Source organism: Psychrobacillus sp. L3, from assembly GCF_042945595.1.
In the GTDB taxonomy this organism is placed as follows: domain Bacteria; phylum Bacillota; class Bacilli; order Bacillales_A; family Planococcaceae; genus Psychrobacillus.
Genome location: NZ_CP168493.1, coordinates 1,667,923 through 1,689,863, shown reverse-complemented (window position 1 = coordinate 1,689,863; position 21,941 = coordinate 1,667,923). Strand labels below are relative to the sequence as shown.

Here is a 21,941-nt window from a genome sequence, read left to right as displayed (position 1 = left end):
TCCTTAAAACAACAATTCCCAATCTTTATCATCTATAAAACCACAATCTATTAAGGAATTCATAATAGATTCACTCATCAATTGATATCCTTTGCTATTCGGATGAAAAAAATCGGTATGATATACTAGATTTCCATTTGTATCAAAAAGTGTTTCTATAGGAACGAAGCAAGCATTTTCATCGTCATTAGCAATATTTTCTATTGTTGCGTTCCATTCATTAATAATTGTATCAAATTCACTAGAATCTTCCGAAACAATTGATAACGGATTATAAAGACCAATTAACACTATTTTTGCGTTACTATTAATCTTACGAATCCTATCAATAATTTTTATATAATTATTTTCAAATGAAATTAACCCTTTCTCGAAGGATTCTACCTTTAAGTTAAACAAATCTTTTTTCACAATTTTCATTAAATCATTTCCACCAATAGTAATCATCATAATATCTGCATTTCGAATTGCATAATCAAAATCACCATTATTTAGAAGTTTTAATAATTGGTCACTTCTTCTACCTCTTAATGCAGTATTGGTTAAAACAACATCTTCTATTCCTTTAAATTGGAAAAGTTCAGTTTTTACTCTCCCTATATAACCTTCTTTTTTTAACTCATCCCCAACACCTTTTGTAAGGGAGTCGCCAATTCCAACCAACTGTAATGTTCTTGGAAAAAAAGAGTAGGGAATAACATATTCTGCGAAAGAAATAGATTCTTTTTTCGTAAAGTCTACTGCAAAAGTATCTGGATTTTCACAACCAGCTAAAAAAATGATACATAGTAAGTAAAAAATGTACTTCATTTCTAACTCCTTTCGATAAGAAAAAACCGAGTACCTTTATCTGCCCCAACAAGCAACGTTCCTCTATGACGAGATTCGAGCAAGGAAGTAGAAAAGTTTAACCTTTTTAATTGATAAAAGAAAAGCAGGGATAATTCCCTGCTTATTACTTACTCCGTCATATACATAAAACCAATTGCTCCAGGTCCAGTATGTGTGCTAATAACAGGTGAAGTAAAAGAAACTTGAATGGAATTAAACCCGGATTCCTCAATTAGCCTCATTAATGGCGCTGCCATGGCTAAACCGTTGGCATGAGATATTCCAACTGCTTTTACTATTTTTCCTTTAGTATCTTCTGTAAACTGCTTAAATAAAAAACTAACTACTTGTTTATGGCTCCTAACTTTTGCTATAGGTGTATAAACACCGCCAGCTAAGCTTGCGATTGGCTTAATGGATAATAACGAACCTAATATGGCAGTACCCTTCCCAATTCTCCCGCCTTTTACTAAATTATCTAGAGTATCCACCACTACATATAAACTAGTGTCCGCTCGCATTTTCTCTAACTTTTCCAAAATTGTTTCTAATACTTCTCCCATTTTAGCCATTCTTGCAGCTTCTTCTACTTGAAAAGATAATGCAAAGGAAATAAATTCAGAATCAATGACTGTTACATCAGATTCAGACATTTTTGCCGCAGCTTGTGCTGACTTCACCGTTCCACTCATGCCACCTGTCATATGTATGGATATTATTTGATCTCCATTTTCTCCAAGCTTATCATACAATTCCTTAAATACACCTACTGCTGGTTGCGAGGATTTAGGTAATTCTTTCGATGTACCCATTTTTTCTAAAAACTCTTGTGGTTGAATATTTACACCGTCAATAAAAGATTCTCCGTCTATTTGAATAGTTAATGGGACTACATGAATTTGGAGGGATTCAATCAACTCTTTTGTTAAATCAGCCGTTGAATCCGTTACAATATGAATTTTAGACACAAAATCCCTTCTTTCCTTTATACATCTATTATAAGAAGAAGTTTAATCCTATATTAACTTCTAGCTATAGAATTTAATTTATCTATGACAATTACTCAATTCATTTTTTTGCAAATCCTTCTTGCTTATTTCCTTGGGTTCTTTCTTTTCTTCAATATATGACGGTAGCATGGAAACTTGAACTTTTGGAAGGTATTTTAAGGAACAATTATTTACATCCTGAATCTTAGGTAATAATCTTACCTTTCCTTTTTTCATATATCAAATAAGCATACGTTGTCCCATCATCTGTCTTCATATCCTTTGATACTTCGACAAGTTCCCATTCATCCTCACTATAAGGCGGAAAGAAAGTATCTCCTTCAAAAGCATTCTGAATAAATGTAACGTAAAGACGATCCGCTTTTGGTAATATCGCTTTAAAAATTTGCTCTCCCCCAATGACCATCACTTCCTCGTGAAATGATTCCGCCAATTTAAGAGCTTCATCGATTGTACTAACTATTTCAGCACCAACAACTTGATAAGAAGGATTTCTTGTAATAATGATATTCTTTCGCCCAGGTAGAACTCTTCCAATGGATTCATACGTTTTTCTACCCATAATCATTGCTTTATTCATTGTCTTATTTTTAAAATAAGCTAAATCACCAGGTATATGCCAAGGCATTTTATTGTCGAGTCCTATTACTCTGTTTGCATCATGTGCTACGATTAATGAAATCAACTTTTTTCCTCCTTTCTCAGTCTAAACAGCAATTGGTGCTTTTATACGAGGATGTGGATCATACCCATCAATAGTAATATCCTCTATTTGCAAATCAAAAATAGACGTTTTTTCGGAAGATAGTAATAGGGTTGGCAACGTTTTTAGAGTACGCTTTAATTGCGTTTCGACTTGCTCCATATGATTCAGGTATATATGCGCATCCCCAAGTGTATGAACAAACTCTCCAACTTCTAAGTCACATTCTTTGGCGATTAAATGTGTTAATAACGCGTAAGAGGCAATGTTAAAAGGCACCCCTAGGAATACATCTGCACTTCGTTGATACAATTGACATGAAAGCTTCCCTTTTATGACATAAAACTGCATAAACGTGTGACAAGGAGGAAGGGCCATGTCATCTACTTCTGCTGGATTCCATGCTGTAATGATAAGTCTACGTGAATCTGGATTTTTTTTAATTTGTTCAATTAAATTTTGGACTTGATCGATTGTTTGTTCATTTTTACCTGGCCACGAACGCCATTGCTTTCCGTAAACTGGACCAAGGTCACCAAATTCCTTTGCAAAGTCGTCATTCGACACTATATTAGAACAAAAGACTTTCATCTGTTCGTCAACTATTATTTTGAATGCAGGATCATTTGCAGCTCTAATACCAAAATTAGTCATATCCGGTCCTTCATAACTTTCACTTTTCACCCATTTTTCAAAAGCCCATTCATCCCAAATGTGATTATTGGCTTCTATTAATGTTTTGACATTCGTGTCCCCTTTAAGAAACCATAATAACTCGCTCACTACTAAACGAAACGCTATTTTTTTTGTAGTCAATAGTGGAAATCCTTTTGATAAATCAAAACGCATTTGATAGCCAAATAAACTTTTTGTACCAGTACCCGTTCTATCTTCTTTCATTACTCCATGATCTTTTATATGTCTACACAAATTTAAGTACTGTTCCATTGAAATGCCCCTTATCTTTACTTTTTATTCTTGCATTCATTATAACGAAAAAATGCCCTCTTGACGACAAGAGGGCATTGAAAGTTTAGGAAAGCCATTTAGGAGGAGTGTTTTTGGACCAATAAATTTCTCCTAACGCATAATGCTTTGTATAATTATCTTCCGCTAAATGGTAATGAAAATTAAAATAATATCCTTCTTGTGGTTTTTTATCTGTTCTTACATGAAATCGTATTAAATCTTTTCTTGTTTCATTGTTATAAACGTGAAAAATCTTTTCGTGATATTCACCAGATGGCTGCTCCGTTATTGCTAAGTTCACTGCTTTTTCTTGTCCAGTTTTAGAAATAGTTGCATCAATAGCTTCTTGAATACGTGGAAAAATTACTTCATCAAACTCATTTTGAATAACAGGACCAATACGTTCACCAAACTTTATGTATGCTTGCTCTCTCGCTGCAACTGTAATAGAATCTTTTAAATCTTGTTCCTTTGATAATGAAACATGTTCATGTCTTAAAGACTCTGAATCCGAAAACAAAGACTTTTCGGGATTTTTTTGGTCTAATAATTGCTCCCAAATGAGATGATCCGGAGAAATCAGACCAAACGTTAATAATGCAACTGTTATAATTATTGATTTTTGAATCCACTTTTTCATCCATTATCACCTTCAACTTTTGACCATTTTTGTATTACTATTATGATAATATACGTTTTTAAGAACAAAAGGTTTCATCTTCTTATTATTCATTGTACAATAATTAATGTAAACATACAGCACGTTTTTTATTTAAGGAGGAGAATTTATTATGGATACAAGCTTAATAATTGGAATCGGATTTTTATTCTTTTTAGGATATTTAATTTCTCTTAACTTTACGGACTAATATCAAAACAAGAACGCTTTGCAACTTAATGCAAAGCGTTTTTATATATAATTATCACAGTTCTATTACACCATAATGAAATTTAGAGGTTTGTCTTTCAAACTGTCTAAAACCGAACTTTTGAAATAGCTCAGAACGAAAGTGTGCTTTTAAAACCACTCGCTTACTTGCCACTCGTTTCGCCTCTTCCACCCATTCCTCTGTTAGCATCCGATGATCGCCAACTGCACGAAGCGTTTCAAAATTAGACGATTCTTCAATGATTTCTTCAAACATTGGATCCATATAAACTACATCATATGAATTAGACTCTGTCACTTTTAATACTTCCAACGCATCTTGATGAATTACATGTACATTGCGCATGCACGATTGGAGCTCACTAAAATACGTTTTGTAACTTTTTAATCCAGTAGAAACTATGTAAGCAATAAGTCTATTTACTTCACATGAGTGGACGCTCCCTAATTCTCCTACTGCATGAGCAGCAATAATACTATCGGAGCAAAGTCCAGCTGTTGTATCCAAAAATCGATCCCCTTTTTGCAAATTTGTTGCTTGTAAAAAAACGTCATGCTCACCTTTAAGTAACCTTTTCAATCGAAAAGCAGCGGAGTTAGGATGGAAGAAAAAAGGAGTCGTAACACCATAAGCGTGTAACTCTAATCTCTCCTTCTTTACTACCAATACATCCAATTGAAACGCTTCTTGCATCATCTTCACTGATTGCTTGTTCCGTTTCATATAGGGGATGGAAAGTTCAGTGGCTATTTGTTTTGCTTTTTCAATAAACTCCTCATTTGTTCTTCCAGCTGTTGTTACAATTGCACTCATGAAGAAACAATTTGTGAAAGCACACCAGATAAATGATCTTTAATCGTTTCCATTGAATTGCTTTCAATTTGCTCACGAGGAATAAAATACGCTAATTGATCGTCCTTCCAAATGGCAATTGAAGGCGAACTTGGTGGAACCTCTTCAAAGTAGCTTCTCATCGTTGCTGTTGCTTCTTGATCTTGCCCAGCAAACACAGTTACTAAATTATCTGGTTTTACTTCTAATTCATTAATCGCAGCAACTACTGCCGGTCTAGCTAGTCCTGCTGCACAGCCACAAACAGAGTTAATCACTATTAGTGATATTCCTTTTACTCTTGCCATATGATCTTGTACCTCTTCAGTAGTTATCAATTCTATAAACCCTGCATCGGTTAGTTCACTTCTCATCGGTTTTACTACTTGCTTCATATATTCATCGTACGCATTCATGGTTTCGCCTGCTTTCGTTTATGTTCATTCTCCCTTTATTTAAAGGGATTTCTAAACTCTATTCTACTTCTCTTTTCATATTTTTTCACTTCTTTTCACTTTAAATGTTATTTTTATGTTAGTTTTTGTTGTTACTTTTATTTAATCGAAAGTTATAATTAAAGAAAAATAATATGCCTTATGTTGAATATGATGATTCGTGTATTTTCTATTACCTGTTATTGGAGTGATACCAATTTTACCTAATTATGAAATAGATATTGAATAAACAACCTACCTGATCAATGGCTGGTGGCGTCTCTTTCATGGAATATTGCAAGAGAATACTCAATAAACTCTTTTAATTCCTTTTTAGTCATCTCGATCAACAGTTGCAGTAGATAGGATACTTCTTCGCTAGTCAATACGTTATACAAATCATCCACTGCTGCCCTCAACATTTTTTCATTTTCATCCACAACAATACACCTCTAGGCTTATTCTAATACAGTTACATCTACCTAAATCATCTAACTGCAGTACAAACGCTTTGAATGTATATTCCATTTTAATTTTTTATTGTAGCACTTTTGATTTACTTTTTAAATTTTCAGAATATGTATTTACACGTAAATACATTAGTGTTATATTTAAAGCAGTTAGAAAAACCAATGAAGGGGGTGTTAATTTGAAATCAGAAAACATCATGATACGCGTACCTACTGATTTAAAACAAGATTTCATGCAGATTATGGACGCGAAACACGTAAACGCATCTGCTTTGATTAGAAGTTGGATTGAAGGATACATCAAAGAAAACAAGGAGGAAAAAACAATGTGGGAATTTGAAAACTATACAATACACAAAGAAACAGACTTATTGCGATTTGAAAAAAATGATGGTGTCATCATCGGTTACGTAAAGCTAAACGACTACGACGAAGTTGAGGATTTGAACAATGGCGCGAATCCAATCGAAGAAGGTTGGAAGGACGGTATGGGAAACACTATTAATATAGAAGGTTGGGGTGGCAAAGAAAAGTATCATAAACCAATATTAGCGCAGGAGTCGGAAGAATTGGTTTGAGAAAAATAAAAACAGCGACCTACCCACAATTAAATCTGTGGACGGGTCTTTTTTACCGTTAAATACATTTATTACTCAATTTCTTTTTTTGAATCAGCTTTTCTAACAAAAAAGTAATAGGCTGTACCTGCTACGAATAAACTGTTTATTCTAATACAGTCAAGTCTACTATATCATTTAGCTGCAGCACAAACGATTTAAATACATCTTCCATTTCGAGTTTCCTTCTATTTATTAGAGCCTCTGTCACGTTATTTTGATAAATCTAGTGTTTTCCATCATTTCATCGAGGTAAGCCGTTAAATAACCTCTCTTTCACGGTTTATGACAGGAACAAATGCGAGTACATTGTCTATTTTAAAAGTTCTCTTTGTGTTCCTCAGGAAGCAATAAGCTTTAAATGAATCCCCTGTAACACTCAATACTTTTACTTTTCGCTTACTGATTTCACCATTTTTCTTCATGTAAATCATATCCGTCAGTTGACCGCGATCTAAAGCCTTTAAAATATTTATATGCACATTCTTCCCCTCCATTTATACAGTATATGAGAACGTATGTTTTTATATGATAAGAAATTTATTCTATTTTTGGACAAATAAAAAAAAGCCCCACTTCTTCAACAGTGGGGCCGTAATTTCATGAGATTCTGCGAAGGGATCTCACATTTATAAAATTGCCCTCTCAAAATTTATTTATACTGGAAATATTATCTAAACTACTAACCTACATTATTTTATTATTCCCCAATTCTGTCGATTAGCCATTTTATTCTAAAATATACATTTTGCCAAGCGTTCATTTTTAGCGGAATGTACTGAAACTAAATACCACCTAAAAGTGGTGACGTGTAATGTTTGGCAAGTCATGTTGTACAAGTTAAAAAAATCTATCTCAAAACTGATTGCAAGGTCAAAAATACATACATAGTTCGTTTTTTAAAAAGGATAAGAGGTGTTGAAATTTAATGTTTAAATATATGGATTATACATCTCCATTAACTCAATACACATTTGAAGTTAATAAAAAACCATTGTTCGTAAAAGATAACCAAGAATATATTAAAGTACTAGGTATTGATCAATTAAATACACTTGATAATGTGTCGTTGTTAGATATTTTTCTTAGTAAGAATAATGTTGTGGAACCGCACTACCATCAAAATGCAGCCGAACTGGTATATTGTATATCTGGCGCAGCTGTTGTATCGATGTTAAATCCATTTACAAACCAAATTCTTAGTTACTATATTACACCAGGTCAAGTGGCAAACATTCCACAAGGCTGGTGGCATTATGAAGTAGCTACAGTTGATAACACTCATCTTTTGGCAATTTTTAATGCACCTACTCCACAAGTAATTTTAGGTTCTAATATATTTAAATTTACACCTTCAAATATTATGTCGTATACCTAAGGTATGAATGAAAATCAGTAGAAACAGACAACTGCGTCTGTTAAACCCAACACTTATATAGGACCTACCTAATAATATCGTTATAGTAGACAGTATGCCTCTATAAATTAGCTGTTCCTTTTTAGGACAGTATACTACTTAGAAGCGAGGGAAAAAAATGAAAAAACTTCGATTTAACCACTGGTCTGAAATTAAGTATTTAAAAGATATTGTCACCAACCCAATGATTGAAGTAGGGTAATTAAGAAGGGGCTATTTTAAAAGTGAAAACTCATCACTGCACAGATTGTGTCATCTGCGTCCCTACCAACACAGTGGTATTAGCCCCAGTAACTTTTCTAATTAATGAATAAGCTATTTTATAAGGGGCACGTCATACCACCCTGACTGTGCTCCAGTAATTTTAAAAGTCACATGTGTCGATTAACCAAAATTACCAAGCAAATTACTAGTTAATTTGGTGATAAAACACTAGACACTCGGTATTCAGTACTTTTGGACCACTTTAGAATTAACGATCATTACACTATTACTGAGGTTTCTAGACGAAGAGGGATGCATAGCAAAAAGGTTGCAAGTTCTCGAATTTGCATCTTTGGGAACTTGCAGCCTCCATAGAACGGCAGCTATTCTCTCATTTTTCAAAAATATTTTTCTCTTAAACGGTGTAGGAAAGCGACGGACAAATACCCACGAGAAGATTATCTAAATTGTCATGGGAGGAAGTGACTAATCAACGGTTATGATATGGTGATTATTTCGTCCAGAGCAAACCGAAAACATACAAGTGAAAATGGAGACATTTACGCTTATCTTACAAGTGTATTAGGTAAAAAAATAGTTAATCAACAGACGTGTTAAATACCTTTTTAAAACTAAACAAATTCATCAGTCGAACATCTCATATTGACATAGAATGAACTATCCCGATTTAGGAGGTGCACAAGATGGGTTATGCTGGTAATGTTTGTGGACCAGGATATGCAGGACCTGGTTACGGTTCAGGATTTGCTTTACTAGTCGTTCTGTTTATTCTTTTAATTATTGTTGGGGCAACTTTCTTAAACTAAGGCGGTTATGGTTGCTAATCTGCTGTACAACTGAGACAGGTTATAAAACCTGTCTTTTTAGTTATACACAGAAGTTCTAGTATTTCTTCACTAAAAAATATACAAATTATAAAATAGACTATAGGTTCACATAGTACTGGAGGCTAACAATTTGAAATTCAATAAAAGCTTTGGTCAAAATGTCCAAAACCTCCAAACAGAGAGTCAAGCTGAAAAACTTGCCGTCATTGGTGAAGCAATTGCTAAAATTGGCGATGCAATAGCAAGTATTGCTGCAGTACTTGCTTTAGAAGAACCTCAAGAAAAAGGTGATAATGATGTATATAAAAGTATGCAGAAACAGATTGATCATTTGACCGCCGAAAATGAAAGACTTAGAAATCAACTAAACAACAGGAGACATAATTGGCTTTAAGAAAATAATCCCAACAAATCAAGAATTCAACTTAATTCTCTCAAGATCAATAGGCTAGCATTGATTTTTATGTACTACTCGAAAGTATAGCAACGTTTTTGGTGCAGATGGGTTCGCAGCTGCGTAGAGAATGGCGATTGGTCCATATAATTCCGCTGTAGGCTTGGGTAAGCCCTTTCTAAAGCTCGAAACTAATGAGCAGGTTTCCAGTAAATGAAGAATTAGTTCTAAAAACTAAACAAATGAACCAGACAAACATTTATTAATGACATAGGATAAAACATCTCATTATATAGGAGGTGTACAAATGGTAAATGCAGGTTATGGTTATGGAAATGGTTATGGTTGTGGCTGTGGTTGTGGAACTGGACCTGGATACAGACCTGGGCATGGGCTTGGATCAGGATTCGCTTTAATTGTTGTTTTATTTATTCTTTTAATTATTATTGCCGCAACCGCCAACAATAGAGTTGGAAATGCTGTTGACTGTTGAGATATATGTTAGGACCTTCTTTAAACTTAAAACAGAAATCTTCAGTTATCTGAGACAGGCTTTCATGACCTGTCTTTTTATACTATTACAAGAAAAAGGTAGACTTTTCAGTTAAAACTGCTTTCCATTTTCAGCAGAGATTGTAGGACAACCCACCAGATTTAATGCATGTCACAAAATATAATTTACTTAGAAAGTTCCTTATACGCTAAAACCTTTAAAGCTAACATTTCTTCATCAGTCAAATTATTTTCAAGCTTATTAAAAATTTCTTGTTTATCTTCCTCAGTTATACCACTTTGGGCTTTTGCTTGAAATTCTTTTAAGTCACTTATTTTAAACTTTTTTATCAGTAGCCTCGTTGCTTCTTCTTTCGTTTGAAAAGGTAATTTACTATTATCTACATTTTTTCCTTCTTCAATAAACGCCTGTAATTGAGGATCACTATTGATTTCTTTTTTAATACTTTCCAGCTGACCGCTATTTTGAAGTTCTACTGCTACCTTTTCCATTACTTGATCCGCAACCAGTTTGGGCACAAAATAATATGCTGCAAATCCTATTAACGCGATTACAAAAACGAACCCAAAAAGCACTTTTAAAAACTTCATCTAAATTCCTCCTCTACAAGATTTAGTATTAAGGATACTATACTGTAATTCTATCATGAAATGATATGCCACTCATAACTTTTCTAATTCAATCAAATAAAATAAGAAAAGCACCATTCTAGGTGCTCAATAGTTCATTTACACCAACTCTACCTGTGACTGCAATCTGTTTATTGCACGATAAGTTACCATTGTTGCAACAATCGTACCGATTAAAAATAAAATGGAACCCCCCAAAGATAAAAGATTACCAATCAATCTAGCCCTTTCTTCATTTAATAATTCTTGGTTAATCAATTCTTGATTCAATTATCCACCCACCTCTCCACATATTTATTATATTCTCCTGTTGCATATTGTTCACTATTAGTTTAAACAAAAGAAAAATATCAGTTCTGAATACTATAATTAAGCGGTTTTACTATACTTTCTACTGTATTCAGAAATTTTATAGTCAATAAATGCACCAATTACTCCAAAAGGTATTCCGCCTGCTGTCAATGAAAGTAAAATTGAAAATATACTTATTTGCTCCATTTTAATACTCAACACATAATGAATGAACAAAGTTCCTAATATAGCAAAAACTATAGTGAAATAATAATTTATATGCAGTTCTTCCTTTATTTTTTGTTCTTGATTTGTTACTTCTTTTTGCATGTAACTCCCTCTTCTCTATAAAGTCTTTTTATTATTCACTTGTTTTCAATAATTTACTCATTTTTATCTATATAGACAAAAAAATCTTCGATATGGACACTTGTTAAAAGTGCTTCTACCGAAGACAAGGTTTCTATTAAATTTGCAGAGATGTATCTGACCACTCTATTTCATTTAAAAATGTAAATACATCTTCACATACTTTATCTTTTTCTTTTCCCGTCGTAATTATATGACCAGACTCTTTATACCAAATGATTTCTTTTTCATTTGTTTCCACTTGTTCCAGAATAAACGATGCACTTTCTTGATAAATTACATCGTCTAATGCTCCCTGAAGCACAAGGGTTGGTGATGTAATAGTATGTAAATCGTGACATGTATTTTCAGTTATTGATTGAACACTATTAAAAGAATTTCTCGGTAAGGATTTAAGTATTGCAAGTTCTTCTATAATTACTTCTTTTGATTTTCCCTCAAAAGATTTATAAATTTTTGCGTAGTTATATAATCGATCGAATAAACCTTCCGTGCTATTCCTTTTAACTGGAGCACACATCGACACAACTGCTTTTACTGGAAATTCTTCTGCTATTTTTAAGGAAAACACACCACCTAATGATATCCCAGCTACCGCAATTTCTTCATAACCAAGGTCTTGTAAATAATGATATCCTTTAACAACATCCTGCCACCAGTCAGTTGGAGACGTTTGTAATAATTCTTCAGGGGTTCCCCCATGCCCTTTATACATTGGTGCATGACATGTGTAGCCTCTTTTTTGCAAATATTCTCCTAATCTTTTAACATCTTTCGTACTTCCTGTAAAACCATGCAGTAATAATACAGCTCGATTTCCGCCTTCGAACGTAAAAGATTTAGGTGCCACTAATTTCATCTGTATATCCCCTTTATTTAGCTAAAGCTTAACTATATTGAGCTAATACTAACATTGACAATCCATAATGTATAATCTATTATTCTTATCATTACGATGCAAAAAATGCATCAATAGAGTTTAGGGGGTTAGAAAGTGGAGTGGCAACGTCTAGAATATTTCCAAACGGTGGCAAAGGTTCAACATATGACACGTGCAGCGGAAATGCTATCTATTTCACAACCCGCGTTAAGTCGCTCTATCGCAGGATTAGAAGAAGAGATTGGGGTACCACTTTTTGATAGGCAAGGACGATCGATTGTGTTGAATCGATACGGGGAAATGTTTCTCCATCGAGTGAACCGAATTATGAGGGAACTAGAGGAGGGGTTGGAAGAAATCCTACAATTAACTAATCCAGAGCAAGGGGAAGTGTCACTTGGCTTTTTGCACACGCTCGGCACTAGCTCTGTTCCAAACATAATTCGAGCATTTCATCAAGAGTATCCACATATAAGGTTTCAACTTAAACAAAATCATACACATACACAATTAAAACAATTAAAATCAGGTGAATTGGATCTTTGCTTGCTCGCATCTTTGGATAATGAAACGCAAATTGAATGGACAGAATTATGGCGTGATGAGTTGTTTGTGATTGTTCCAATTAATCATCCCCTTGCTAATCGAAAGAGTATTTCATTAAAAGAAATAGCAGATGAGTCCTTTGTTTCTATGAAAAAAGGATATGCACTTCGTAACACAACGGACGAAATTTTCGAGAAATTAGGAATACTACCCAATATATCCTTTGAAGGAGACGAAGTAGCTACAGTAGCAGGCTTTGTTGGAGCAGGATTAGGTTTTTCTATACTACCTGATGGCGGAGAATTAAATGCAAACAAGATGGTAAAATTACGCGTAAAAGATATGACGTGCGAACGTGTAATTGGCATGGCTATTGTAAAAAACCGTTATTTATCACCCGTGGCAAAAAGATTCCAGCATTTTATTCTAGATTATTTTCTGCAACAATAAACGGAAACTACTTAGACCAGATGAACTTCCCCTTCACAAAAAGCGATAAAAAGAAGAAGCTTTTCTTTAGACAGAAAGCTTCTTCTTTTACGTTTACATTTTTTTCTTTATTTTCGTGCCTCGTTCATTTGTTTCCAAACTGATCCCTTTGCTTCTTCGCCTTGTTCAATTCTAGCAATGGCCATCCGTATTTGTAATTTTACTTCATATTCTTTATCATCCATGGCTTCTTTCAATGTTGGCAGAGTCTCTACTGTGCCCACTTCATAGAAGTACATCGCTGCTCTCCAGCGAACAAGTTTGTTTTTGTCAAATAGGGCAACTTTCATCGCTTCAGCAAATTGCTCAAATCCTAAATCGCTCATTGCATCTCCTGCTGTCCTACGAACTGCAGCACTTCTATCCTTTAGAGCAGTTTCTAAGTAAGGGATAACTGTCTCATCTTCTATTAACCCTAAGTAAACAGTCGCTAATCGACGAATGGATACTTGTTCATCTTGAACTGCTTTTGCTAATATTGGTAAATCTTCCGTTTCTGGATTAATTAAATTATTTAAAAGTTGAAATCTGTGTTCCCATTCACCGACTTCAAATTGTTCTAGGGTAAATGGAACTCGAACTGCTGATTTCTCTTCTGACGGATTATCTTTATTCTCTAATAGTTGTTGCAGTTTACTTTGTGGAAATGTTGCCTCTAACTCTTTTACTAATTGTTCTCCAATTTCTTTTTGCTCACCATAACGAACACCAAAATCTACCCATTTACGAAGCAATAGATAGTTTTCTTTGTCCCCTTCCATCGCCACGTCTAATGCTTTGATAAATCGTTCGGATAATCCATATCGGGACTCTGTTTCACTATCAAATACTTTCACTTGAAGTGGGATTCCTTTATATTGTTGGACATGTACATAAATTTCTCCATAATGATCTTTTGGTTTTTCGTTGGTAGTAGCTTCATTTTCTGCTCCAAAAACATTTTCAACGGATGCTAATATAGATTCCCATGAAAACTTTGCATTTCTCTCAACTGCTAAAAAATCCGCAACATGATAAATACCTTTAATACCTTCAATTTTAAATAAGTCCTGAATTTCCTTTGGTGCACCATCCAAGTTATCTTTTTTATAATTATGGCTTTTACCAAAAGGAAGCTCTTTATCAATAACTACTTTCATCGTATTCGGACTTGGCGTAGGCTCAATTGTAACTATTTTCATTAAGTTCCCTCCATAAAAATCAACTATTAACAATTTCCTCTAGGTATGACCAGCGCTCGATTAGTTGCTCATATTTTTTGTTTGCATTATCCAATTTTACAGTTACCTCTTGAAGCAGTGTAAAATCAGAACCTGCCTTTGCCAAACTTTCTTCTAATTCAACAATTAGTATTTCCGTTTTCTCAATATCTGCTCCAATTGTTTCCCATTCGCGTTGCTCTTTATAAGTAAGTTTTTTCTTCTCTTTAGTCGTTTTAGCTTGCACTTCTTCTAATTTTACTTCATCGATTTTTGTAGGATTTATCTTTTTCTCTTCTAAATAATCCGAGTAAATACCCAACCATTCTTTCACTGATCCATCGCCACTCAATACCCAAAGCTTTTTCGCAATACGATCTAAGAAAAATCGATCATGGGAAATAGTAATAATGACACCAGGAAAAGTTTCCATGAAATCTTCTAACACAGATAAGGTTTGAATATCTAAATCATTTGTTGGTTCATCGAGTAAGAGAACATTCGGTTGCTCCATAAGCATTTTTAATAATACTAGACGTTTTTTCTCCCCACCTGAAAGCTTACCTATTTGTGTTCCATGTGTGTTTAATGGAAACAAAAATCGCTCTAGCATTTGTGCAGCTGAAAATTTCTCTCCAGAACCGGTTTCAATTAAGTTAGAAGATTCGCGTACATATTCAATCATTCTCGTCTGTTCATTCATTTCCGGTAGCTGTTGAGTAAAATGCATGAGTTTTACAGTTGAACCCACAATTATTTCTCCTGCATCCATTGGGAGTTCTCCTGCTAACATTTTTAGAACAGTACTTTTCCCTACACCATTAGGACCTACAATTCCAACTCGATCTCCAGCTTGTAAAAGGAAATTGAAATCTTCTACTATTTTTTTGGATCCAAAATCTTTTGAAATAGATTTCCCTTCCAACACTTGCTTACCCAATCGAGTCGTCACAAGTTCCATCTCTAAATTTTGGTTAGAGTTATCACGATCTATTTTTGAACCAATTTCTTCAAAGCGATCTTTTCGAGCTTTCTGTTTCGTCGATCTAGCTTTTGCTCCTCTACGAATCCATTTCAACTCGTTTCGATACAAATTCTGTAATTTCTGTTGAGAAGATGCATTCATTTCCTCGCGAATTGCCCTAGACTCTAAATAATCTGCGTAGTTTCCAGAGTGCGTATATAACGTTTTATCTGCTAATTCATAAATATGAGTTGCTACAGCGTCTAGGAAGTAACGATCATGTGTAACAAATATAATAGCTCCTTCCACTCGTTGTAGCATTTCCTGTAACCAATCTGTAGACTCTTTGTCCAAATGATTGGTAGGTTCATCCAATAGAAGTAAATCAGCTGGTTCAATTAAGACTTTTGCGAGTGCTACTCTTTTTTGTTGTCCACCTGATAGATGTAAAACGGAATCTTCAAATTGAGTAATTCCTAATTTTGTTAATGCTGTTTTTGCAAGAGCATTTACATCCCACGCTTGTAAATCGTCCATTTGTGATTGTAAATCCATCAGCTTATTTTGTAGTACTGTTGAATTCGAATCCTCCATTAATTCAAGTAGTGCTTCTTCATATTCACGATTTATCTTTAAAATTGGCGAATCTCCTCCAAATACTGCTTGAAGAACCGTCTCTTCCTTAACAAAAGTCGGTTGCTGCTCTAAATAAGCAATTCGATATTTGTTTGGATGATCGCGGTCAATCGAATCCGCTTCAAGCTGCTCCGCAATTATGGAAAGGAAAGTAGATTTCCCAGTCCCGTTAATACCTATTAATCCTGCATGGTTCTGATTATTAATGGTAAAGGATATATTTTGAAACAGTGTTTTTTCTCCAACTGTTTTCGTTAAGTTTGAAATAATTAAATGGCTCATAGTATTTCCCCAGTTTCTTTACGTAAGTTTTGCAGAAAGAGTTCCATAAACGCGTGTCTTTCTGTTGCAAGTTCTTTTCCTTTTTCCGTAATCATTCCTGCCGACAAGAGAAGTAGCTTTTCATAGAAATGTGTAACGGATGCTGTATCTTTTGTACGATATTCTTCTGCTGACATATTAGCACGAGGAGTTTCACTTGCATCATATAATTTTCTGCCTCTTGCGCCGCCATATGCAAAAGTTCGAGCAATTCCAACTGCTCCTATTGCGTCTAATCGATCCGCGTCTCGAACAACTTCCGCTTCAATTGTTTTAGGTTGTTGTTCATTTCCTCCATTAAAAGAAACGGATTTTATCACTTCTTTAATATGAGCTACTTTTTCATCCGGTAATTTTAATAGTTGAATGATCCGTGTTTCTTCTGATTTCAACTGATCTTTGGCATATTTCGGATCACTTACATCATGGAGTAAAACAGCCAGCTCCACAACTTCTTGATCTGCATTATCAATCGTTTCTAGTATCTCTAATGCATTCTTTCGCACTCTCTCAATATGTTGAAAGTCGTGACTTGCATCAAAATGCTTGTACACTTCTTTTACTAATAGTTCGCATAGCTCTAATGTATTCATATTATCTTTCTCCTTACACGGATTCATTCTCTCCATTATATACAATAACATAGTTAAACTGTAATAGCCTGTATTAATATTGATAAATCCTTGTAATACCAACGGTTTCGGAGAAACACTATAAATAATATCATGCAAGATGAAGTATTAAAAACAGGTTATTGGGGCTAATAATGGGACTAATAAAAATAAAATGGGAGCGCATGTTCAGGATTATGTAAGTGTAATTTTGACGAAAAAAGCACTACTTTAGGAGGTGCTTTAAAAAATAATCAGGATAATATAAATCAACAAATTTCCTCTTATTGAAAGATGTTCTTAACAAAGCATAGAGTTGAGGTTGTTCCGGAGTCTGAATATAGCGATTTTAGCCGTCTTGTGAAAGGTGAAGCAGTAGTTCCAATAGCGGCTGTTATTAGGCTATCAATATATCGTTTTGCTACTACCTCTAAAACGAACTTACTATAATAACTATCCCCGTAACCGCACCCTTAATCGAACCAGTAAAAGTACTCGCACAAGCATCCTCTATTATTACTCTGAATCTAACTTCCAATCCCGAATTGATACCGACTGGCTACATTGCTGAAAGTTCCTTAACGATGCTAGCGAATGTATTAGCTCAAGTAATTCAGATACTCTTTGCAATTAGCTTCCCAATTGCTAGTGTTATCATGATTGGGGCTTGTTTCTTCTTCAGGTTTGGTTAGGTATTAATTCAATTATCATCGCTATTTTTACCAATTCTAAAAGAAGTAGGAAAAGCTGTTTAGCAAAACAAAACCACCTTCACTTTTACTGGAATTGATAGTAAGAATTTCGATACATCTAATGCACTTAAAACGTGATAATTAGTTACTAACGATATAAATTTATCCTTATGTGTATCTTCATGATCATAGTAACCACTTTACACAACAAGAACTTTTTATTGAATACCTAAAAGTCATACTTCTATGTAACCGTTGCAATGTCGCTACTTTTAATAAGCAGGTTAGTGTATTGAGCAAACTAACTCATAAAACAGCCCCCCCCCAACTTTCGTTTTCAAGTTGGGAGGGCTGTTTTATTACTACATGGTAAATCAGGTCACCAAAGCACCTTTTTTTAACTGGCAGATAAGTATTCCTATAACTCTACCACTTTATTTTCTTAATGCAACGGCAGGTTCGGTGTTTATAAGTTTACGGCTTGCAAAAATACTAATTATAACAACTACAAATCCTGTCGATACTATTGAAACAAAAATTTGCAAGGGTGAAACGCTAATTGCTAAATCAAAAATCATTCCAATGAGATATGCACCTCCGATAAGCACAGCATTGAAAATTGCCGCCATAGCGGATAATAAAACATTTTCGCTGATAATAATACGTTGTATTGTACTTTTATTAAAGCCTAATGCAGATAACAGCCCCAATTCCTTATATCTTGAATTTTGCAGTTTAACAAGTAATACTGCACTGATGAACAAACCGATTGCCAAAATCAAGATTGAAACGGTAAGAAATAAGCGACTTAGACTTTTGAATGTACTTTGCAAAGCTCCCACTTCAATAGATGCGTTTTTACTGTCTATTTCTTTTTCACTAAGCATTTGACTAACTGAAACAATCTCTTCAAAATCTTTCACATCATAGCTGATGGAATAAACTTGCTCATCCTTAATATCAGAATAAAACTCCTGTTCAACATCGGAACTCACAAAGAAATCATCATACCCCGCATTATAAATACCACTTACAGTTAGCTTGTACTCTTTTTTTCCATATTTCAATGTTACTTCTTTACCGACTAGATCACTTATACTACTTGAAAACTTTTTAGCAAGACTGGGAGTTAGAGCAATTTCATTTCCCTCTATTTTCGGCATCGTACCGTATGACATAGTTTCGGTTGTTTTCGGCATCGGATATTTTTCTACCATTGTTTCATTTTTCTCACTAATACTTAGATTGACATCATTAATCTTGTATTGGAGGAATACATTTTCGATACGCTTTTCGGATTTTAGTATTTCTAAAACTTTTTTTTCATCTTCGGTTTTGATGTAGCCATTGTTAAAAGCAGTGTTATCCTCCTTGAATTCCGATATAGACTGTTGCATAGTATTGCCTGAAGACAAGGACAGTATAAAGCTCAAAATACCAATGGAAATTGCCAAACTTACTGCAACATAACTAGTGAAATGCACCTTGAAATTTTTTAGTCCTCTTTTGAAAGATGATACTTTTACAGCTGGTTTAAGTGTGAGATTTTGTAAGTTGTCATTATCTGCCCGAATGGTTGCATTTTTTGCAACAATTTTACCACTCTCAATAGAGATCACTTCATTTGCAAAATCGCATACTTTTTGGTCGTGCGTAATAACGATAACCAGCCTATCCTGTGAAATCTCTTTCAGCAAATTCATTATTTCATTGGAATTACTACGGTCAAGCGCTCCTGTCGGCTCATCTGCTAAGATGATACTTGGGTTACTGATTAAGGCTCTTGCGATTGCAACCCTTTGCTTTTGACCGCCTGAAAGATTTTCGGTTTTTTCATTTGACTTTTCCGATATACCGAGTCTTTTTAATAGTTCATTGGCATTCTTTGTATTGCTTTGCTCATCTAAATCGTTTAGCTCACAATGTAGCATGATATTTTCAAGTACGGTATAACCGCTTAATAGATGATAGTTTTGAAAAATAAAGCCTATATTATCTCTTCGGTAAGCACATAGCCCGTCCTCATTTATTTTGCTAATTGATGTATTGCAAACGGAAATATCGCCACTATAATCGCTATCAAATCCTGAAAGCATATTAAGCAATGTGCTTTTACCAGAGCCTGATGCACCAACCAAGCACACTAATCCTTTATTAGGAAACGCAAAGTTTATGTCGTCAAGAATAAGCGAATTACCGTATTTTTTTACAATATTTTTAATGTGTATCATTATCGGTCACCGGTCTTTAATGCTGTTGCGATGTTAGTTCTCATATAGGCAAATACAGTTGTAGCATAAGCAATAACAGCAACACCAAGTATCAGAAGCATTCCTGTTGACAGCATTTTTGCATCAAGAATATTCACAGAAAACAAAGCTTCGGTAGCTATATTGATCAGCGGAGATGTTACAAGCAGTAATAACATTCCAGTGACAGCTACGGTTATCATTTCGGTTGCATTCAACAAATTCAAATGACGGTTGTTAAATCCGCTAACTTTATAAATCGCATATTCCCGTTTTCTCATAACACCCGTGAAAAGGAATATAGTAATGAGCATAACAATCGATAAAAATCCTATAATCGTACTTGCAGAGCTTGTTTGCTCTGTTGTTTGGGTATTTAATCTAATAATATCTTCGACAAGTTCAAATCTGCCAAGAGGGGCGATGCCATGTTCATTTAGTTCATCTTTAATTGAAATCATATCGGCAGGTTTTTTTGCTCGAATAAGGAAATTTGGTTCGTTCCCCTTAATATCAGTCTGATTTCTCAAATCATCAAGAGCTGTTTTACTGAAAAAGAAGGAGTCATCAATGCTGTATTCCTTCATTTGACCTTCATATTCATAAACAATTGTTGTGTCTGCTACTCCTACAATAGTAGCTTTAATTTCAGCGTCTTTCAGTACAGGTTCACCTGTATCCCAATTATACATAGATACACTGAAATCAATTTTTTTACCAATTGCTTGTTTGTCTTCAATCCCCAATGATTTTACAAAGCTTTCAGGAACAACTACCTCATTATCCGCACCAGATGGCATTTTACCCGTTACGAGTTTATTTATAACAGGAGCGTTACCCGATTTTGCCACTGTGTAATTTTCCCCGTCCACAGTAATGGAGATGTTATCAAGGGCTTGTAAAAAGGCTGTGAAGGCAACACGCTCATCACTTGAATACTGCTCATACAAGCCACCAATATCTTGAGTTACATCTGCAATCGGCTTTTCATCTTTGCTGCCGTCTGTTCCTCCAGCACTTGTAAAGCTCCCAACAATACTGATATCCAATAGACCTTCACCATACGTATCAAGATGTTCACCAAACGATTCTTGACTACTGCTATTAATTGCTCCTCCAAGTGTTGTAAGCAATAATATCACCGCCAACATTAGCGAAAGTGTAGATACTGTAAAACTCCTAATATTTCTTTTTATCCCTGTACGCGCTATTGAAAAAGCTTTTTTAACTGATAGGTTATGATTATCCTGCATTTTGAGTTCAGAAGTTTTTGCCTGACTGTTGTCAATGGAAGAAACAAGTTCGCCCTTATCAAGCTCAAAAATATTATCTTTATCGCTAATCAAAGAAGTGTCGTGCGTCACGATGATAACCGTTCTGCTTTTTGAAATCGCTCTTAAAATATCCATTGTAACCTTCGAACTTTTTTCATCTAATGCACTTGTTGGCTCATCTGCAATAATTACCTGAGGATTTTTCATAAGCTCTCGTGCAATGGCAACACGCTGTTTCTGTCCGCCCGAGAGGTATTTCACTTTCTTATTCGCAATGTCAAAAATCTTTAGTTCTTTCAGTGTTTTCTCGGCATTCTTTGTTTTTTGATCAACTTTAAGATACTGAGGTAACACTACATTCTCAAGCACCGTTAAATCCTCAAGTAAATTAAAATCCTGCCAAACGAAACCAAAGATATTGTTGTAAAAATAGCTTTTCTCTTGGTTTGTTAATGTTTTGATGTCTTTACCACCATATGAAACATCTCCGCCAAAATCCTGCTCCATACCACTCATGATTTTAAGCAAGGTGGTTTTTCCGCTTCCCGAAGCACCGACTACAAAATTAAGTCCTTTTCCCATTGCAACAGAGATATTATTCAAGGCAAATTCACCGTTATATTTTTTAGATACATTCTTTAGTTCAAACATTTATTTTT

24 protein-coding genes and 2 pseudogenes are annotated in these 21,941 nt (G+C 34.6%); 8 read left to right on the top strand and 18 right to left on the bottom strand.

Annotation, left to right across the window (positions count from 1 at the left end; all coding sequences use genetic code 11):
- Positions 1 to 3: 3 nt before the first annotated feature.
- The 8 genes from ACEPXD_RS08050 to ACEPXD_RS08015 form a co-directional block, all read right to left on the bottom strand.
- Positions 4 to 810 carry a GDSL-type esterase/lipase family protein gene (locus ACEPXD_RS08050; protein ID WP_391122095.1) on the bottom strand — a complete coding sequence of 269 codons (807 nt, stop codon included), beginning with the start codon at positions 808 to 810 and terminating at the stop codon, positions 4 to 6.
- A gap of 149 nt (positions 811 to 959) precedes the next feature.
- On the bottom strand, positions 960 to 1,799 hold the full coding sequence (locus ACEPXD_RS08045; protein ID WP_391122092.1) for a DegV family protein: 840 nt from the start codon (positions 1,797 to 1,799) through the stop codon (positions 960 to 962).
- Between the two features lie 226 nt (positions 1,800 to 2,025).
- Positions 2,026 to 2,526 carry a type 3 dihydrofolate reductase gene (gene folA / locus ACEPXD_RS08040; RefSeq protein ID WP_391122089.1) on the bottom strand — a complete coding sequence of 167 codons (501 nt, stop codon included), beginning with the start codon at positions 2,524 to 2,526 and terminating at the stop codon, positions 2,026 to 2,028.
- 21 nt (positions 2,527 to 2,547) lie between these two features.
- Positions 2,548 to 3,492: a thymidylate synthase gene (locus ACEPXD_RS08035; protein WP_391122086.1), complete on the bottom strand. Its 945-nt coding sequence runs from the start codon at positions 3,490 to 3,492 to the stop codon at positions 2,548 to 2,550.
- An 85-nt stretch (positions 3,493 to 3,577) separates the two neighbouring features.
- Positions 3,578 to 4,153 (bottom strand): YpjP family protein, encoded by a 576-nt coding sequence (locus ACEPXD_RS08030; protein ID WP_391122083.1) that lies wholly within the window; start codon positions 4,151 to 4,153, stop codon positions 3,578 to 3,580.
- Positions 4,154 to 4,436: 283 nt separating this feature from the next.
- Complete coding sequence (locus ACEPXD_RS08025; RefSeq protein ID WP_391122080.1) at positions 4,437 to 5,216, bottom strand: class I SAM-dependent methyltransferase; 780 nt, start codon at positions 5,214 to 5,216, stop codon at positions 4,437 to 4,439.
- A complete protein-coding gene (locus ACEPXD_RS08020; RefSeq protein WP_391122077.1) occupies positions 5,213 to 5,650 on the bottom strand; it encodes a BrxA/BrxB family bacilliredoxin in 438 nt (145 codons plus the stop codon). The genes ACEPXD_RS08025 and ACEPXD_RS08020 overlap by 4 nt, the downstream gene beginning before the upstream one ends.
- Before the next feature lie 281 nt (positions 5,651 to 5,931).
- Positions 5,932 to 6,108, bottom strand: coding sequence for a hypothetical protein (locus ACEPXD_RS08015; protein WP_391122074.1), 177 nt, complete (start codon positions 6,106 to 6,108; stop codon positions 5,932 to 5,934).
- 209 nt (positions 6,109 to 6,317) lie between these two features.
- On the opposite strand from ACEPXD_RS08015, the gene ACEPXD_RS08010 reads away from it, so the two are divergent.
- Positions 6,318 to 6,716 carry a hypothetical protein gene (locus tag ACEPXD_RS08010; RefSeq protein ID WP_391122071.1) on the top strand — a complete coding sequence of 133 codons (399 nt, stop codon included), beginning with the start codon at positions 6,318 to 6,320 and terminating at the stop codon, positions 6,714 to 6,716.
- Positions 6,717 to 7,015: 299 nt separating this feature from the next.
- On the opposite strand, the gene ACEPXD_RS08005 is transcribed toward ACEPXD_RS08010, so the two are convergent.
- On the bottom strand, positions 7,016 to 7,237 hold the full coding sequence (locus tag ACEPXD_RS08005) for a transcriptional regulator (RefSeq protein WP_391122068.1): 222 nt from the start codon (positions 7,235 to 7,237) through the stop codon (positions 7,016 to 7,018).
- Positions 7,238 to 7,683: 446 nt separating this feature from the next.
- Between ACEPXD_RS08005 and ACEPXD_RS08000 the strand changes: the two are divergent.
- The 5 genes and pseudogenes from ACEPXD_RS08000 to ACEPXD_RS07980 form a co-directional block, all read left to right on the top strand.
- Positions 7,684 to 8,151 (top strand): annotated as a pseudogene (locus ACEPXD_RS08000) (cupin domain-containing protein); the annotation flags it as partial.
- 139 nt (positions 8,152 to 8,290) lie between these two features.
- Positions 8,291 to 8,371: pseudogene (locus ACEPXD_RS07995) on the top strand (type B chloramphenicol O-acetyltransferase); the annotation flags it as partial.
- Positions 8,372 to 9,080: 709 nt separating this feature from the next.
- Positions 9,081 to 9,203, top strand: coding sequence for a YjcZ family sporulation protein (locus ACEPXD_RS07990; protein ID WP_151699807.1), 123 nt, complete (start codon positions 9,081 to 9,083; stop codon positions 9,201 to 9,203).
- A gap of 151 nt (positions 9,204 to 9,354) precedes the next feature.
- Positions 9,355 to 9,618 carry a hypothetical protein gene (locus tag ACEPXD_RS07985; RefSeq protein ID WP_391122064.1) on the top strand — a complete coding sequence of 88 codons (264 nt, stop codon included), beginning with the start codon at positions 9,355 to 9,357 and terminating at the stop codon, positions 9,616 to 9,618.
- A gap of 307 nt (positions 9,619 to 9,925) precedes the next feature.
- Entirely contained in the window at positions 9,926 to 10,111 is a 186-nt protein-coding gene (locus tag ACEPXD_RS07980; protein ID WP_391122061.1) for a YjcZ family sporulation protein, read from the top strand.
- A 185-nt stretch (positions 10,112 to 10,296) separates the two neighbouring features.
- Here ACEPXD_RS07980 and ACEPXD_RS07975 read toward each other — a convergent pair whose 3' ends face one another.
- The 4 genes from ACEPXD_RS07975 to ACEPXD_RS07960 all read right to left on the bottom strand — a co-directional run bounded on the left by ACEPXD_RS07975 (position 10,297) and on the right by ACEPXD_RS07960 (position 12,280).
- Entirely contained in the window at positions 10,297 to 10,722 is a 426-nt protein-coding gene (locus tag ACEPXD_RS07975) for a hypothetical protein (RefSeq protein WP_391122058.1), read from the bottom strand.
- Positions 10,723 to 10,860: 138 nt separating this feature from the next.
- Positions 10,861 to 11,031 (bottom strand): hypothetical protein, encoded by a 171-nt coding sequence (locus tag ACEPXD_RS07970; RefSeq protein WP_391122055.1) that lies wholly within the window; start codon positions 11,029 to 11,031, stop codon positions 10,861 to 10,863.
- Between the two features lie 99 nt (positions 11,032 to 11,130).
- Positions 11,131 to 11,382 carry a hypothetical protein gene (locus ACEPXD_RS07965; protein WP_391122052.1) on the bottom strand — a complete coding sequence of 84 codons (252 nt, stop codon included), beginning with the start codon at positions 11,380 to 11,382 and terminating at the stop codon, positions 11,131 to 11,133.
- 136 nt (positions 11,383 to 11,518) lie between these two features.
- Positions 11,519 to 12,280 (bottom strand): alpha/beta hydrolase, encoded by a 762-nt coding sequence (locus ACEPXD_RS07960; protein ID WP_391122049.1) that lies wholly within the window; start codon positions 12,278 to 12,280, stop codon positions 11,519 to 11,521.
- A gap of 135 nt (positions 12,281 to 12,415) precedes the next feature.
- Between ACEPXD_RS07960 and ACEPXD_RS07955 the strand changes: the two genes are divergently transcribed.
- Positions 12,416 to 13,297, top strand: coding sequence for a LysR family transcriptional regulator (locus tag ACEPXD_RS07955; protein WP_391122046.1), 882 nt, complete (start codon positions 12,416 to 12,418; stop codon positions 13,295 to 13,297).
- Between the two features lie 107 nt (positions 13,298 to 13,404).
- Here ACEPXD_RS07955 and ACEPXD_RS07950 read toward each other — a convergent pair whose 3' ends face one another.
- The 3 genes from ACEPXD_RS07950 to ACEPXD_RS07940 are packed head-to-tail and all read right to left on the bottom strand — an operon-like array spanning position 13,405 to position 17,049.
- On the bottom strand, positions 13,405 to 14,517 hold the full coding sequence (locus ACEPXD_RS07950) for a conserved virulence factor C family protein (protein ID WP_391122043.1): 1,113 nt from the start codon (positions 14,515 to 14,517) through the stop codon (positions 13,405 to 13,407).
- A gap of 19 nt (positions 14,518 to 14,536) precedes the next feature.
- On the bottom strand, positions 14,537 to 16,417 hold the full coding sequence (locus ACEPXD_RS07945) for an ABC-F family ATP-binding cassette domain-containing protein (RefSeq protein WP_391122040.1): 1,881 nt from the start codon (positions 16,415 to 16,417) through the stop codon (positions 14,537 to 14,539).
- Positions 16,414 to 17,049: an HD domain-containing protein gene (locus ACEPXD_RS07940; RefSeq protein WP_391122037.1), complete on the bottom strand. Its 636-nt coding sequence runs from the start codon at positions 17,047 to 17,049 to the stop codon at positions 16,414 to 16,416. Before ACEPXD_RS07940 ends, ACEPXD_RS07945 begins: the two co-directional genes overlap by 4 nt.
- A 312-nt stretch (positions 17,050 to 17,361) precedes the next feature.
- On the opposite strand from ACEPXD_RS07940, the gene ACEPXD_RS07935 reads away from it, so the two are divergent.
- Entirely contained in the window at positions 17,362 to 17,517 is a 156-nt protein-coding gene (locus ACEPXD_RS07935) for a hypothetical protein (RefSeq protein WP_391122034.1), read from the top strand.
- Between the two features lie 676 nt (positions 17,518 to 18,193).
- Here the strand turns inward: ACEPXD_RS07935 and ACEPXD_RS07930 are convergent.
- Positions 18,194 to 19,990 carry an ATP-binding cassette domain-containing protein gene (locus ACEPXD_RS07930; RefSeq protein ID WP_391122031.1) on the bottom strand — a complete coding sequence of 599 codons (1,797 nt, stop codon included), beginning with the start codon at positions 19,988 to 19,990 and terminating at the stop codon, positions 18,194 to 18,196.
- Positions 19,990 to 21,933 carry an ATP-binding cassette domain-containing protein gene (locus ACEPXD_RS07925; protein WP_391122028.1) on the bottom strand — a complete coding sequence of 648 codons (1,944 nt, stop codon included), beginning with the start codon at positions 21,931 to 21,933 and terminating at the stop codon, positions 19,990 to 19,992. Before ACEPXD_RS07925 ends, ACEPXD_RS07930 begins: the two co-directional genes overlap by 1 nt.
- Between the last annotated feature and the right edge of the window lie 8 nt (positions 21,934 to 21,941).